The organism is Sphingomonas montana, from assembly GCF_001956315.1.
Taxonomy (GTDB): Bacteria; Pseudomonadota; Alphaproteobacteria; order Sphingomonadales; family Sphingomonadaceae; genus Sphingomonas_R; species Sphingomonas_R montana.
Map to the genome: position 1 here is coordinate 34879 of NZ_MOLY01000020.1, position 13871 is coordinate 48749.

Genomic DNA, 13871 nt, shown 5'->3' on the forward strand with positions numbered 1-13871 from the left:
TCATGGTCGGATCTCCTGGTCATATGAGGGGGAAAGGTAATGTGTCGGCTCAGAGGAGCCGGATGAGCCTGCGTTGGGCGGCACTGTCGCCGTCGATGTAGCGCTCGGTCGTCGTGAGCGATCGGTGCCCGGCCAAGAGCTGCACGTCGCGGAGCGAGCCCCCGGTGCGGGCGATCAATCTAGCAGATTGCGTGATGAAGGTCCGCCGCCCTGAATGAGATGAGCATCCGTCGAGGCTAAGTGCGGCGTAGACCGCGGCAAACCAGTTCACGATACTGCGCGGAGTCATGTGACTGCCACGTTCAGACTGGATCACGGGGCCGGCTCGAGGCTGCCCGCTTTCCTTGTGCAACGTCGCCAGCGCTGCTTTCAGGTCCGCGTGGGTTGGAAGCTGCCTGGCATTACCGTTTTTTGCGATGCTACCGGCGATGAAGAGTAGGGGAGCGATTGTGCCATTCGGGCGCAGGACCATGGCCCAGGTCAGGCCGGCAATCTCACAGGCTCGTAAGCCTGCCCGGAAACTCAACATGATCATGGCGTGGTCGCGCGTGGCGTGACGGTGGGTACGGACGCGACGTATCAAACGACGCACGTCCGCGACCCCCAAAACCCGAGCGGGGTGCGGCATCGTTGCTTCTCCTAATGTTGTAAACGGCACGCTGTGCCGTATTATCATACTAATACAGTTACGGTTTAAAGTCAACGATGCGCGCTGGCGGTACGGCTGTTTTGGCTCCGCCCGCCTTCGAATTTCCAGGCATTTCGCTTGATGCGAGCAGCTGGGAACGTCTCGTTCTGGTGGAGAACGGACTGTCTGCTTTGGAAAGCCGACAGGGCTTTTCCTGCCGTTCGTTCAGCGACAGCGGTGCGGTAGTTAGGGTCAGCACCCGTCGATGTGAGCGTCGCTACCTAATTCGGGCTACGCCAGGAAGACTTTGATGAGTGACTTGTTTTGGCTCGCGGACGAGCAGATGGAGCGGCTGCGGTCGTTCTGTCCCGAGAGCCAGCAGGCAGCAGGTATTGCCAAGGCTGCGAGAGATCCCGAGCAGGGCGCGCCGAGCTGGACAGGATTGATACCAAGCTCGCGGCCGCTCTTGGGGAAGCGTAGATTGCACCGGGACAAACGATCTCCTTTACAGTGTGGCGCAAGCGGGCGGCTGTGTATTTCGATGCCGTTCGGAAGTTGAAGACCCGCGTTGTCGCAGGCGTAAAGGAGCGGGTCAAACTCGCCCGCGACCGCACTGCGGTTGAGCGTGAACTCGTGACAGTCAGCTAGGCAACCGACCCGATCGATCCGATAGTAGCGCTCCAACTTTTTCCGCCTGATGAGCAAATACGGTTGGCAGAGCTGCCTAAACTAGCGCGGGATGCCGCGGCGCAGCTGGCGATCGTCCGCGCCGATCACATCACCGCTATGAACTTGCAGCCCAGGCGCAGGGGGAGCTTTCGCGCGTCGACGACGCGAACGCCGGGATCGAGCGGCGCGATATCATCCTGTTCGAACAGGACCGGATCGAGGCGCCGGCGGAGCGACGGCCGGTTAAATGCATCTAAGTCTTGCAGCGCGACACCCGCTTCACCGAGCAGTCTAGCGCCGGCTGTTATGTAAATGACTCCGGTTCTCGCGTGAAGCCGCAACCTTTCGCTCAATTCCCGTATTCGCTGGCGTCGGTCGGCGATACCCGCTGTGGCTTGAACGCAGGCACTTTGCGCTAACTAATTGCATGCAGTTAGGACACACCTGAACTCGCGTAAAGTCAACTAAATTTTTTTAACTAATAATTGTAACATAGATTAACTTTTATACTACGTTCCACGTCGCTGGGATCGGCGTATGTTAGTACAAACATAGATCAATTTATAAAAGTCTTATTATCGTAGATGGATGCCATAATTCACTGGAGAGCAAAATGAATACCGTGGCATCGCTTCATTCATCGTCCACTTCGGCGTGCCCTGACTTGTTTTTATGCTTCTCGCACCTTCGCTGGGATTTCGTGTTCCAGCGGCCTCAACATCTGATGATACGTTTCACAAAATTCTGGTCGGTCGTGTTCTGGGAAGAGCCGCAGGTAGGCGCGACGATGGTGCCTGTCCTGTCGGCTCGCGACGAAATGGGAGTGCGGATCGTCACGCCGCAGCTGCCCGCGGGTTATGACGAGGAGCAGACGAAGGCGGCCCTGGCCACGCTGCTGAGCGCGTTCCTGGCCGGCGAACAGCCGGTCGCGGTGCGGTGGTATTATACGCCGATGATGTTCGCGTTCTCGAACACGGTGGCGACGCGATGTACGGTTTACGACTGCATGGACGAATTGTCGGCGTTCCGCTTTGCTCCACCGGAACTGCTGGTTCTGGAAGAGGCGCTGCTGCAGTCCGCAGACTTGGTCTTCACGGGCGGGCACAGTCTTTACGAGGCGAAACGGACGCGGCACGCCAATGTGCGGGCGTTCCCGTCGAGCGTCGAGATCGCGCATTTCGCGCGGGCGCGTGACGCGACGCCGGACCGGGCGGGCCCGCCGCGGCTCGGCTTCTACGGCGTGATCGACGAGCGGATGGACCTCGACCTTTTGCGCGATCTGGCGAATGCGCGTCCGGACTGGACGATCGAGATCGTCGGGCCGGTCGTGAAGATCGACGTCGCGGATCTGCCGCAGCGTCCCAATCTCGTCTACACCGGGTCTCGATCCTATGATCAGTTGCCGGCGATCGTCGCGGGCTGGGACGTCGCGCTGATGCCGTTCGCGATCAACGCGGCGACGCGGTTCATCAGCCCGACCAAGACACCGGAATATCTGGCGGCCGGGCGTCCGGTCGTGTCGACCCCGGTCGTCGATGTAGTGAGCGGCTATGGCATGCTGGCCGGCGTGGAGATCGCCGCTGCGGGCACGCAGTTCATCGCGGCCTGCGATGCGGCGCTGGCACTGGCGCGCGGGGACAGCCTGGCGTGGCGGGACGAGGCCGATGCGGTGCTGGGCGCGACATCGTGGGATGCGACGGCGGCAGCGATGCGTGCGGCGATCGAAGCGGTGGGGGCGTCCGAGCCGGCGGCGCGCGATCATTATGACTGCATCGTGGTCGGGGCCGGGTTTGCCGGGTCGGTGATGGCGGAGCGGCTGGCGGCCGATGCCGGCATGCGCGTGCTGGTCATCGACCGGCGCCCGCACATTGCCGGGAACGCCTATGACGTCGAGGATGCGGCCGGGATCCTGATCCATCAATATGGGCCGCATATCTTTCACACCAATTCGACGGACGTGTTCCAGTATCTGTCGCGCTTCACCGAATGGCGGCCTTATGAGCACCGCGTCCTGGCCGAGGTACGTGGGCAGCAGGTGCCGGTGCCGATCAACCGGACGACGCTGAACGCACTGTTCGGTGCGGGGCTGGAGACGGAGGACGCCGCAGCCGTGTTCCTGTCGGCGCGGGCGGAGCCGGTGGCCGAGATCCGGACGTCGGAGGATGTCGTGATATCGTCGGTGGGGCAGGAACTCTACCGGCTGTTCTTCCGCGGTTATACGCGCAAGCAGTGGGGGCTCGACCCGTCCGAACTCGACAAGGCGGTGACCGCGCGCGTGCCGACGCGGACCAATACGGACGACCGCTATTTCACCGATGCGCATCAGGCGATGCCGGCGAACGGGTACACCGCGATGTTCGCCGCGATGCTGGATCACCCCAATATCGAACTGCGGCTGGGTACCGAATATGCGGACGTGAAGGACGCGGTGACCAGTGACCTGCTGGTGTTCACCGGCCCGATCGACGAATATTTCGATCATTGCTACGGCCCGCTGCCGTACCGGTCACTACGGTTCGAGCATCGGACCTTGCCGGTGGCGCAGCATCAGGCGGTCGCGGTCGTGAACTATCCCGACGAGGCGGTGCCCTATACCCGCGTGACCGAATACAAGCATCTGACGGGTCAGACGGCGGATGTGACCAGCGTCACTTTCGAATATCCTGCTGTGACGGGCGATCCCTATTATCCGATCCCGCGACCGGAAAACCAGGCGCTGTTCAAGCGGTACGAGGCGCTGGCGGTGGCAGAGCAGCAGGTGATCTTCGTCGGGCGGCTCGCAACCTATCGCTATTACAACATGGACCAGGTGGTCGGGCAGGCGCTGGCGACGTACCGCCGGCTAAAGTTGCGCACCCCGGACACCGCGTTGTCGGTGGCGGCGGAGTAGCGCCGGTGGATATGCCGGGCACGAACGTGCTGGCCGGGCGGACCGTGCTGATCGTGCATGAGGACGCGTTTCAGGCGGCCTATCTGGACAAGGTGCTGCGCGGATCGGGCGCGAAGATCCGCGGCGTCGCGCAGACCGCGGCGGACGGCGTGCAGTTGCTGGAGGCGGGAGATCCGCCAGTCGGGGTCATCGTGAGTCGAACCGTGACAGGGTATGAGGCGGAAGAGTTGTCCGACATTCTGGCCGCGCGGGCGGTGGTCGTGCTGACGGTGCATCCGGCCGGGGGCACGGCGGTGTCGTCCGGTGCCGGACGGTGCGCGCTGGTGGCACCCTATGCCGGGTTCCAGGTCGTCGATGCGCTTGCGCAACTGTTCGCGGAGACGGACGGCGTGCCGGTCGATACGGTTCGGCCGGGGCGGTGAGCGGCGACGCGACAACCGGCGGCATGCCGCTGGAGCTATGGGGCGGTGTGGAATGCACCGTGAACCGGACCGGCGACCACTATCGCGATCAGACGAAGCTGAGCGGGCATGAGGAGCGGCTGAGCGACCTCGACCTGTTCGCGGACCTGGGCGTGAAGGCGCTGCGCTACCCGATATTGTGGGAACGGACGATGCCGGATCCGGCCGCGGCACCGGACTGGCGCTGGCCCGATGCGCGGCTGCACCGCATGCGCGCACTCGGCATCCGGCCGATCGCCGGGCTGGTCCACCATGGCAGCGGGCCGCGCCATACCAGCCTGCTCGACGACGGCTTCGCGACCGGGCTCGGGCATTATGCCGGGCTGGTCGCTGCGCGCTATCCCTGGGTCGCGGCGTGGACCCCGGTCAACGAGCCGCTGACCACCGCACGGTTCGCCGCGCTGTACGGCCATTGGTATCCGCATGCGCAGGACGCGCGGGCATTCTGGTGCGCGCTTCTGAACCAGATCGACGGGACGCGGGCGGCGATGCGCGCGATCCGGCGGATCAACCCGGCCGCACGGCTGATCCAGACCGAGGATATCGGCCATACGAGCGCGACCGCGCCGCTGGAGCAACAGGCGGCGTTCGACAATGTGCGGCGATGGGCGAGCTGGGACCTGTTGTTCGGCCGGGTGACCCCCGACCATCCCCTGCACGGCGCGCTGGCGCGGATGGGGCTGGGCGATCGTCTGCGCCGGATCGCGTATGATCCCTGTCCGCCGGATGTCATCGGCGTGAACCATTATCTGACGAGCGACCGGTTTCTCGATCACCGGCTCGACCGATATCCCGCGCGGCTGCATGGCGGGAACGGCACGGTCGCCTATGCCGATACGGAGGCCGTCCGCGCGGTTCGGGCGCAGCCGCCCGGTCTGGCGGGCGCGCTGCGCGACAGCTGGCAGCGTTACGGTGTGCCGATCGCGGTGACGGAGGTTCACAACGGCAGCACGCGCGACGAACAGCTGCGCTGGGCGGCCGAGGGCTGGGACATGGCGGTGGCGCTGCGGGCGGAGGGGGTCGATGTCCGGGCGGTGACGGCGTGGTCGCTGCTCGGCAGTCATGGCTGGAATACCCTGCTGACCGGTGAGGGAAAATATGAGCCGGGCGTGTTCGACCTGGCGACGGGGACGCCGCAGCCGACCGCGCTTGCCGAACTCTGGCGCGGCCTGCCGCACGGCGCGCTCCGCCATCCCGTGGCGGACGAACCGGGCTGGTGGCGGCGACCGGAACGGTTGCTCTACGCACGTCCTGACACGGTGCCGACGATGGCGGTGGAAGACGGACCCATGCTCGCGATCCTTGGCGGTGGCGAGGTGGCGAACGCGTTCGCCCGCGTCTGCGTGCTTCGCGGTCTGCGGCATGTGGTGCTGACGGACCGCGCCTGGGATGGGGAGCTAGACGGGCACCCCTCGGACGGCGGGACGATCTGGGGCGTGATCGATCTGACCGGACGGACGTGCTGCATGGCGTCGGGTGACGAAGACGGCATGGTGCGCCATGCCGGTTCGACGCTTGGCGATGCCCAGAGCATGGCGGTGCTGAGACTGTCGGCGCATGGCGGGTTGCTCCGCTGTGACACGGACTTCGTCAACGCGCAGATCGACATGTTGATCGATTCAGACCGGACCTGCGCGTGGAGACGTGGTGGCGGATCGATCAACGCCGCCGACGAACCGGACGGGCCGAGACAGTCCGTCGTTCGCCGGTAGTAGGCGGAACGCGCCTTTCCAGAGCTGACTGCGCGGGAGCTAGTCAGTCGGGCGTAGCGATCGATTGTGACGGATCGGTCAGAAGAATGACGGCGGACGTCATTGCGGCAACAGGCGGGGAAACTCGTCCGGCAATTCCCGGGCGAGGAAGCCGATCGGCCCGCTGGTGGTGGCAACGCGTCGACCGCTCTGGCCGTGGAGCCAGACGCCCCAGCCGGACGCGACGACGGGCGGCGTTCCACGGGACAGCAGGCCACCGATCGCGCCGGCCAGCACGTCGCCCGAGCCGCCGGTGGCCAGACCCGTACCGCCGCCGCCATAATGGAGCACGGCGCCATCGGGTGCGGCGATAACCGTATCGCTGCCTTTCAGCACCACGACGGCACCGAAATCACGCGCTACGTCGCCCGCGATCCGTTCCGGATCGGCGGCGACCTGTTCCTCATCCATGCCGGTCAGGATGGCCATCTCGCCATAGTGTGGGGTCAGGATCAGGGTTCCGCGGAACGACGCGGCGTCGGACCGCAGATCTTTCAGGCAACCAATCGCCATCGCGTCGATCACCAGCACCACATCGTCGCGCGGGACCTGCAGCACCAGCCGCAGAAAGCGGGACGCGACGTCCGGGTCGCCGATTCCGGGGCCGAGGACCACCGCGTCGCACGCGCTCAGTGCCTTTTTCAGGGCATCCGCGGCGTCGCCGATCTCACCGTCTTCGCCTTCGGGCAGGGCGATGGACGCTGCCTCCGGGACGAGCAGCCCAAGCGGCAGCGCGGCGGAAGCGACGGTTGCCAGCTGCAGCTTCCCGGCACCGACCCGGAGGGCCGCTTCCCCGGTCAGCCTCAGTGCCCCCGGGACCATTCGCGAACCGCCGATGACGAGCACGCGGCCGCGGCTGTTCTTGGTCGTGCCCTGACCATGGACCGGCACCGGGTGCGCCGCGATCCAGGCGCTGTCCAAAGGCGTCGCTGCGTCGTTCATCCGCGCACGCCCACGGTACGATCCGGTTCAGCAGTCGTCACGGCCGACCCAGTTTCACCAAAGTCCGCTACCGCATTGTAACGGACCAGCGTCATGCCGCTGCTCCCGCCATCGTCGGCGTCGAAAACATATTCCGTCACCGAACAGTTCGCGACGTCCCCTTCGCGATCGATCGCCAGGATCTGTTCCTCGGTCATGTTCTCGATGACGTAGCGCAGGCAGAGGACGACGACCTGATGCGCGACGATCATCACCCGACGGCCCGCATAGTGGAGCGCGATCGTATCCATCAGCGAGCGCAGCCGGAAGATAACGTCGCACCAGCTCTCCCCGCCGGGGGGGCGATGGTAAAATTTGCCCAGCAACCGGCGAAACTCCGCCTGGTCCGGATAGACCGACGCGACACCGCTGACCGTGAGGCCATCGAGAATGCCGAACTCCTTCTCGCGCAATCGCTCGTCGACGCAGATCGGGCCATCGTCGGCCGTGCCGCCCGCGTCGCGGAACAGCGTAGCCGTCGCGCGGGCGCGGGCATAGGGGGAGGCAAGCATGACGTCGGGACGATCGCCGGCTTCGTGCTGCGCGAACCATGTACCGAGCGCGCGTGCCTGTTCCTCGCCGCGATCGGACAGGATGATATCGACGTCCCGCGTCGCTAGATCGATGCGGTCCGCGCCAAGGGCGTGCGCGGCGTCCCGGGCGACGTTGCCCGCGCTTTCACCGTGACGGACGATCCAGAGCCTGCTCGGCCAGTGGAGGCTCATGCCGTCGGCATCCCGGACACTACGGCCCGGCCGACGTGCGACGATAATTTCACCAGACATATGCCGGCCATTCATGCTTCTCCCTATCGTGCGAAAAGCGCATGGCAGCGCGTGCTGTTCCCCGCGTCATCGTTGCCGCTGGCCGAGGCCCGTCGAGGGTAGCGCTTGGCTAGACGACCACCGGGATCCGCGACCGGCCTTCCTCGCCGAAGAGGCGCAGGTAGCGCGCGATCTCGGCGGGATCGCCGGTCGCCTTGTCGGGGTTGTCCGAAAGCTTGACGGCGGGGCGGCCATTGGCAGTCACCACCTTGGCAACCAGCGAGAGCGGTTCCAGCCCCGCGGCACCGTTCGGCGCAAAGCCGCGGAAGTCGTTGGTCAGGTTGGTCCCCCATCCGAAGCTCATCCGGACGCGTCCGTCGAAATGGCGGTAGGTTTGCTCGATCGAATCGACGTCCATGCCGTCGGAGAAGATCAGGAGCTTGGTAGCCGGGTCGCGGCCATGCGCTTGCCACCAGCGCATGATCCGTTCGCCACCGGCGATGGGGGGCGCGCTGTCGGGGCGGAAGCCGGTCCAGTCCGCGACCCAGTCCGGTGCGTGTTCCAGGAAGGACGCAGTGCCAAAGGCATCGGGCAGCACGATCAGCAGATTGCCCGCATAATGGTGCCGCCAGTCGTCGAGCACGCGATAGGGGGCCGCGCGGACATCCCCGTCGTTTTCCGCCAGTGCGGCGCGCACCATGGGCAGTTCATGGGCGTTGGTTCCGATCGCTTCCAGATCATTGTCCATGGCCAGCAGGACGTTCGACGTGCCGATGAAACGGGGGCCCAGCTCCTCCTTCAGCGCCTCGACGCACCAGCGCTGCCACAGGAAACCGTGACGGCGGCGCGTGCCGAAATCGGAGAGGACGAGGTTGGGCAAGGCGCGCAGCCGCTCGACCTTGCCCCACAGTCTGGACTTGGCACGCGCATAGAGGACATCGAGCGCGAAGCGACCCATACCCTTTGTCGCCGCGCGGGACCGAAGCTCGTTGATGATCGTCAGCGCCGGGATTTCCCACATCGTGGTGTGCGTCCAGGGTCCGGCGAACTGCAGTTCGAACTGCCCGTCGACTTTGGTCAGCTAGTAGTCGGGCAGTCGGAAGTCTGCCAGCCAGGCGATGAAGTCGGGCTTGAAGATCCGTGCCTGTCCGGCGAAGCTGTTGCCCGCCAGCCAGATAGGCTCCTTCTTGCTGAACCGAATCGTGCGCGCATGGTCGAGCTGTGCCCGCAACTCCGCCTCGTCGATGTCGTCGGCCAGGCGGACCGACTTCGTGCGATTGATGAGCGCGAAGGTCGCTTGCACGTCCGGGTAGAGATGCCGGATCATCTGGAGCATCAACAGCTTGTAGAAATCGGTGTCGAGCAGGCTGCGGACGATCGGGTCAAGCCGGAAGCCGTGATCGTAGGTCCAAGTCGCGATATCTGTGACGGCCATGAAGCGCGCTCATCCTGCTGTCTACTTGCTGTTCAGGGCACGTTTGGCATCGAACACGGCGTCGGCGGCCTGATCGCCAACCCGGCCGACATCCCGGTCGAACCGGTCAACGATGCGCGGCGCGGTCAGTCCGTCCAGCCCGCGGCGGAGCAGGCGCTGATATTCCTGACGGGAGTCTGCCCTGGCGAATGTCCGGGCCTTGAACTCGGAAAGAGCGGCCTCGAACTTCAGCCGGTCGCGTGGGCCGAGATCGGCCTGTGCCGCACGCAACGTACGATTGAACGTTTCCGCGCTGGTGCCGTCGATGACGGTGGGCGCGTCGGAGCCGAAGCCGCAGGCCGAAACGAGGCAGCATGAAATCAGGAGGAGCAAAGGCCGCATGGATTTTCCTTCAAGACCAATCTGCAATGATCCGGCGGGTCCCTCGCGTGATCGTTCCTGCCGCCGATCGCGATGATCAGAGCAGACGCAGCACGACGCCGCTGAATAACAACAACTTCAGCGGGATCGCCACATCGAAAACAACGCGAGCGGGAGCAGTTGGCGCAGGCGGCCGCCACGGCGCGGCATCGCCAGTGCCTCGTCGGCATGGTCCGTGTCGGTGATCGGTCCCGTCATGCGCCCAAGTTCGGGATGGTGAAGCCGGCGCGGACGGCAGTCACGAGCAAGTCCGGTCCGGCAGCGCGGCGGCGAGGGGCGGCGGAGCGGGCATCGCTGCCGCCGCTCGGTGCCGGCGTTGATGTGACCGGCAACGCTGCGCAGCCAAGGATGCATGGGTTGAAGAGAGATGGCTGGATCGCGCGTACCGCGTTCCCCGGGGTTCCGGCCCTGTGTCAGCGCCGCCTGCGCAGGGCGAGCAGACCCAGCGTCACACCGGCGAGTACCGCGACCTTGACCGCAAGTCCCTTCTTGTTGTGCTGCCATTCGGCACGTCCACCCATTTCGGCCGGGATGTTGGGCACCTTGCCGTGACTCAGATCCTCGATCACGCCCTCGACAACATTGATCCGATCGGCACCCATCAGCAGAAGCCAATGCCACCAGTCGGACTCGCTGCGGCGGAACGCATAGCGGCGGATCATGCCGCTGAGCCCGGTCGGCGGCGTCGACGTGCCGACTACTGCGGGCAGGCGGTTATGTTCGATCGACTGCAGTATCTCGACATCGGGTGCCTGTTGCGTCGGGCGGTCCCAGTTCAGCCCGTCCGTCTGTAGATCCTCACGGTGGCGGATCGGGTAGGTCGGGTTGTTGCGCGTGTCTGCGTCCACACCCCAGCCGGGGATCTTCGACGTATCGACCAGTTCCCTGCTCATGACCGGTTCTCCTTCATGCGCCATTGGGCAGAACCACAGGCTTGATGCAGCCATCGAGCTTGGCCGAGAAAAGATGATAGGCATCCGCGATGTCGGCCAGCGGCACGCGGTGCGTGATCATCGCCTTGGGGTTCAGGTGCCCGGCCTGGATATGGTCGATGAGCCGGGGCAGCAGTCGCCGGACCGACGCCTGGTTGGCGCGGATCGTGATGCCCTTGTTCACGACATTCCCAATCGGAATGATGTTGCCAGTCGGGCCGTAGACGCCGACGATCGAAACCACGCCGCCCTTCTTCACCGCGTTGATCGCCCAGTGCAGCGCGATCGCATTGCCCGCCTCGAGCTTCAATTTGGTACCGATCAGGGTCTGAAGAGCATTGCCGGCCGCGTCGCCGCCGACCGCGTCGATACAGACATCCGCACCCAGCGAGTCCGTCTGCTTCTTCAGGAACACTACCATGTCGTCGATCTCGCGGAAATTATAGACTTCCGCCGGGCAGAACGTCCGCGCGAAATCGAGGCGGTATTCGATGTGGTCGATGATGATCACGCGACCTGCACCGAACAGCCATGCGGACCGCGCGGCCATCAGCCCGACCGGCCCGGCACCGAACACGACGACCGTGTCGCCCGACTGGATGCCGCCCATTTCGGCGGCTTGGTAACCGGTCGGGACGACATCGGTCAGCAGCACCGCGTCGTCCGGATCCATCCAGTCCGGGATTACCATCGGCCCGACATCGGCATAGGGGACGCGCACATATTGCGCCTGACCGCCATCATAGCCACCCGCGGTGTGCGAGTAGCCGAAGATGCCGCCGACTGCCGTCGCCTGCGCGTTGGACTCGTGACAATTGCCGAACAGGCCCTGCTGGCAGAACTGGCACTTGCCGCAGGCGATGTTGAAGGGGACGAGGACGTGATCCCCCGCCGTCAGGTTGCGCACTTCCGGCCCCACCTGCTCGACGATCCCGCAGAACTCGTGCCCGAACGTCATGCCGACCCGCGTGTCGGGGACCATGCCGTGGTAGAGGTGCAGATCGGACCCGCAAATGCAGGATCGAGTAACACGGACGATCGCATCCTCCGGATGGAGGATTATCGGCATCGGCTTCTCGTCGACGCGGACCCGATACGGACCGCGGTAATTCATCGCAAGCATGTGCTAGCCCTGATTTGGTCCGATCTTGCGATCGGAGCGTCGATTGCAGCCGTCGGCAGATCTAGCGCGCGGTGCGGGTGTCGACATGAACCGGCCGCTTGCGCGGGATGAGCCCGGCCAGCCCGACGAGTCCGAGCAGACCCCAGGGAAAATCATCGTCTTCCCGGGTCTGCGTCGTTGCGGTTCCGCCGTCGCTGGTGGACTGGGCATTCGCGGTGGCAGGGGTGATTGCAGCAAGTGCCGATGCCGCAACGACGATCGAAAGCCGTGTCTTCATGACAATATCCTTTGGTTTGTTCGGGGGACTTCAGTTTCGCGGGGCGGGGGCGGCATGATGTCTGCGAAGCCCGGCAAGGCCGGCGAGACCGAGCAGGCCCAGATAATCCCATGGGATCTGCTGGTCCTGACCTTCGGACCGTCGCTCCTGTGTCTCGGTCGCGATACCGGTCATACTGTTCTGCGCAGGAAGCGCGGTCGGTATGAACCCCGCACTCGCGACAGCAAACAGGATATATCGAGGATGCGCCATGATGTTCCCTGCTTTAATCGTTATCCAGTGATTACCAGAACATCACAATTTCGTACTCGTTCCGAATTAGTTGAAGGTTGTGGTGGAATAATAGTGATTTTCGCATTATATTTGATCTATGATATTATTGCCATGTGATCTGGATCAATCAATCGGCCGGTGAACAAAGGCAACATGTTCCGCACCGATCAGGCCCGGTTCACCGTTGCTGCATAGGCGAATATTCCGTCCGTCTAGGGGGCGGCGTGAAACCGTCACTTGCCGTCGAGATCGAAGCCCATGCAAGGCGCAGGTGCACGATCATGCCGACCGCCGACCGGGGCGGACCCGCTGCTTTGATGGGATCATGGGAGGATCGGCGGGGACCTCGCTCGCGTCGTCGAGACCGATCGCAAGCCTGGAGGTGCAGGGTCAGAGCGGCGAACCGGCGCGACAGCGTTCCAGTTCGACGGGATCGTGCGCGCAGGTGACGGTCACTTCGGCACGACGTTCGATCGAAAGGCTGCGCAGCCGCCCTTGGTTGGCCATGCGGCTGGTCGCATCGACTTCCATCAATCGCTGGTACGCGCGCAGGCCCGGCGTGCAGTGTCGCCGCGCTTGCCGCATTTCACCACGATGGAAATAAGCATCGCCGGCATGGAGCAGCCAGCGTCCGTCGGACCCGCGGACCGCAACGCCGGCGTGGCCCCAGGTATGGCCGGGCAGCGGCACGAGCAGTATTTCAGGCGGTAGGCCGTCCAGATTGCGCACCGCGTCGAAACCGAACCAGGGTTCGCCCAAGGCGCCGTAATGACGCCAGTTGCGTACGTCGTTCAGTTGCGACGTGCGCCAGCGGTTGCGCGCGACGACGCCCGCGTGCGGCCCCGTCGCATCATCATATTCACGCGCCATGACGTGAACGATGGCGTTCGGAAAATCCTCCAGCCCGCCGGCGTGGTCGAAATCGAGATGCGTCGCCACAATATGACGGACGTCCGACGCCTGGAAACCGAGCGCCTCGATCTGTCGGATTGCGGTGTCGCATTCCCGCAGGCGAATGTTCAGGAGCAGCCGCCACGGCCGGGTGATACGCGGTTCCGGACCGCGGTGCGGATGGGCGACATCACGCAAACCATAGCCGGTATCGATCAGCACTAGTCCGTGCGCGTCCGTCTCGATTAGCAGGCAATGGCATATGATCCGGCCGAGCAACCCCCTGCTGCGCCCATCAAAGAGCGCCCCGCCCAGGGGGCAGTCCGTGCCGCAGTTCAGATGGTGGATGCGCAACGCCGGTTCCCATCGTTCGAGG

The 13871-nt window shown here is 64.5% G+C and carries 12 protein-coding genes and 1 pseudogene; 3 read left to right on the forward strand and 10 right to left on the reverse strand.

Annotated elements, in window-relative coordinates; all coding sequences use genetic code 11:
• Nucleotides 1-49: 49 nt before the first annotated feature.
• A complete protein-coding gene (locus BKY59_RS07575) occupies nt 50-676 on the reverse strand; it encodes a tyrosine-type recombinase/integrase (RefSeq protein WP_338056522.1) in 627 nt (208 codons plus the stop codon).
• 1345 nt (nt 677-2021) lie between these two features.
• Between BKY59_RS07575 and glf the strand changes: the two genes are divergently transcribed.
• From glf to BKY59_RS07595, 3 genes are read left to right on the forward strand one after another with little or no spacing between them, the layout of a single operon-like run.
• Nucleotides 2022-4187 (forward strand): UDP-galactopyranose mutase, encoded by a 2166-nt coding sequence (gene glf, locus BKY59_RS07585; protein WP_076070286.1) that lies wholly within the window; start codon nt 2022-2024, stop codon nt 4185-4187.
• Between the two features lie 5 nt (nt 4188-4192).
• Nucleotides 4193-4609, forward strand: coding sequence for a hypothetical protein (locus BKY59_RS07590; RefSeq protein ID WP_129586272.1), 417 nt, complete (start codon nt 4193-4195; stop codon nt 4607-4609).
• A gap of 23 nt (nt 4610-4632) precedes the next feature.
• Nucleotides 4633-6360, forward strand: a complete 1728-nt coding sequence (locus BKY59_RS07595) for a family 1 glycosylhydrolase (protein ID WP_129586273.1) — start codon at nt 4633-4635, stop codon at nt 6358-6360.
• Nucleotides 6361-6459: 99 nt separating this feature from the next.
• Here the strand turns inward: BKY59_RS07595 and BKY59_RS07600 are convergent, their stop codons facing one another.
• The 9 genes and pseudogenes from BKY59_RS07600 to BKY59_RS07640 all read right to left on the reverse strand — a co-directional run.
• Complete coding sequence (locus BKY59_RS07600) at nt 6460-7341, reverse strand: NAD(P)H-hydrate dehydratase (RefSeq protein ID WP_076070289.1); 882 nt, start codon at nt 7339-7341, stop codon at nt 6460-6462.
• On the reverse strand, nt 7338-8105 hold the full coding sequence (locus tag BKY59_RS07605; protein WP_076070290.1) for a histidine phosphatase family protein: 768 nt from the start codon (nt 8103-8105) through the stop codon (nt 7338-7340). The genes BKY59_RS07600 and BKY59_RS07605 overlap by 4 nt, the downstream gene beginning before the upstream one ends.
• Before the next feature lie 169 nt (nt 8106-8274).
• Nucleotides 8275-9579, reverse strand: a pseudogene (gene pncB, locus BKY59_RS07610) (nicotinate phosphoribosyltransferase).
• A 21-nt stretch (nt 9580-9600) separates the two neighbouring features.
• Nucleotides 9601-9960, reverse strand: coding sequence for a hypothetical protein (locus tag BKY59_RS07615; RefSeq protein WP_076070291.1), 360 nt, complete (start codon nt 9958-9960; stop codon nt 9601-9603).
• Between the two features lie 452 nt (nt 9961-10412).
• A complete protein-coding gene (locus BKY59_RS07620; protein WP_076070303.1) occupies nt 10413-10892 on the reverse strand; it encodes a hypothetical protein in 480 nt (159 codons plus the stop codon).
• A 13-nt stretch (nt 10893-10905) separates the two neighbouring features.
• A complete protein-coding gene (locus tag BKY59_RS07625; protein WP_206362035.1) occupies nt 10906-12000 on the reverse strand; it encodes a zinc-dependent alcohol dehydrogenase in 1095 nt (364 codons plus the stop codon).
• Nucleotides 12001-12115: 115 nt separating this feature from the next.
• On the reverse strand, nt 12116-12331 hold the full coding sequence (locus tag BKY59_RS07630) for a WGxxGxxG family protein (protein ID WP_076070293.1): 216 nt from the start codon (nt 12329-12331) through the stop codon (nt 12116-12118).
• 30 nt (nt 12332-12361) lie between these two features.
• Nucleotides 12362-12583, reverse strand: a complete 222-nt coding sequence (locus BKY59_RS18340; RefSeq protein WP_076070294.1) for a WGxxGxxG family protein — start codon at nt 12581-12583, stop codon at nt 12362-12364.
• A 411-nt stretch (nt 12584-12994) separates the two neighbouring features.
• A partial coding sequence (locus tag BKY59_RS07640; RefSeq protein ID WP_240500015.1) for an MBL fold metallo-hydrolase occupies nt 12995-13871 on the reverse strand: 877 nt, incomplete at its 5' end.

What these genes read in the sequence shown, in the direction of transcription:
- BKY59_RS07575 (WP_338056522.1), bottom strand. Translation starts at nt 676, where the DNA reads ATGATAATACGGCACAGCGTGCCGTTTACAACATTAGGAGAAGCAACG.
- glf (WP_076070286.1), top strand. Translation starts at nt 2,022, where the DNA reads ATGATACGTTTCACAAAATTCTGGTCGGTCGTGTTCTGGGAAGAGCCG.
- BKY59_RS07595 (WP_129586273.1), top strand. Translation starts at nt 4,633, where the DNA reads ATGCCGCTGGAGCTATGGGGCGGTGTGGAATGCACCGTGAACCGGACC.
- BKY59_RS07600 (WP_076070289.1), bottom strand. Translation starts at nt 7,341, where the DNA reads ATGAACGACGCAGCGACGCCTTTGGACAGCGCCTGGATCGCGGCGCAC.
- BKY59_RS07605 (WP_076070290.1), bottom strand. Translation starts at nt 8,105, where the DNA reads ATGAGCCTCCACTGGCCGAGCAGGCTCTGGATCGTCCGTCACGGTGAA.
- BKY59_RS07615 (WP_076070291.1), bottom strand. Translation starts at nt 9,960, where the DNA reads ATGCGGCCTTTGCTCCTCCTGATTTCATGCTGCCTCGTTTCGGCCTGC.
- BKY59_RS07620 (WP_076070303.1), bottom strand. Translation starts at nt 10,892, where the DNA reads ATGAGCAGGGAACTGGTCGATACGTCGAAGATCCCCGGCTGGGGTGTG.
- BKY59_RS07625 (WP_206362035.1), bottom strand. Translation starts at nt 12,000, where the DNA reads ATGCCGATAATCCTCCATCCGGAGGATGCGATCGTCCGTGTTACTCGA.
- BKY59_RS07630 (WP_076070293.1), bottom strand. Translation starts at nt 12,331, where the DNA reads ATGAAGACACGGCTTTCGATCGTCGTTGCGGCATCGGCACTTGCTGCA.
- BKY59_RS18340 (WP_076070294.1), bottom strand. Translation starts at nt 12,583, where the DNA reads ATGGCGCATCCTCGATATATCCTGTTTGCTGTCGCGAGTGCGGGGTTC.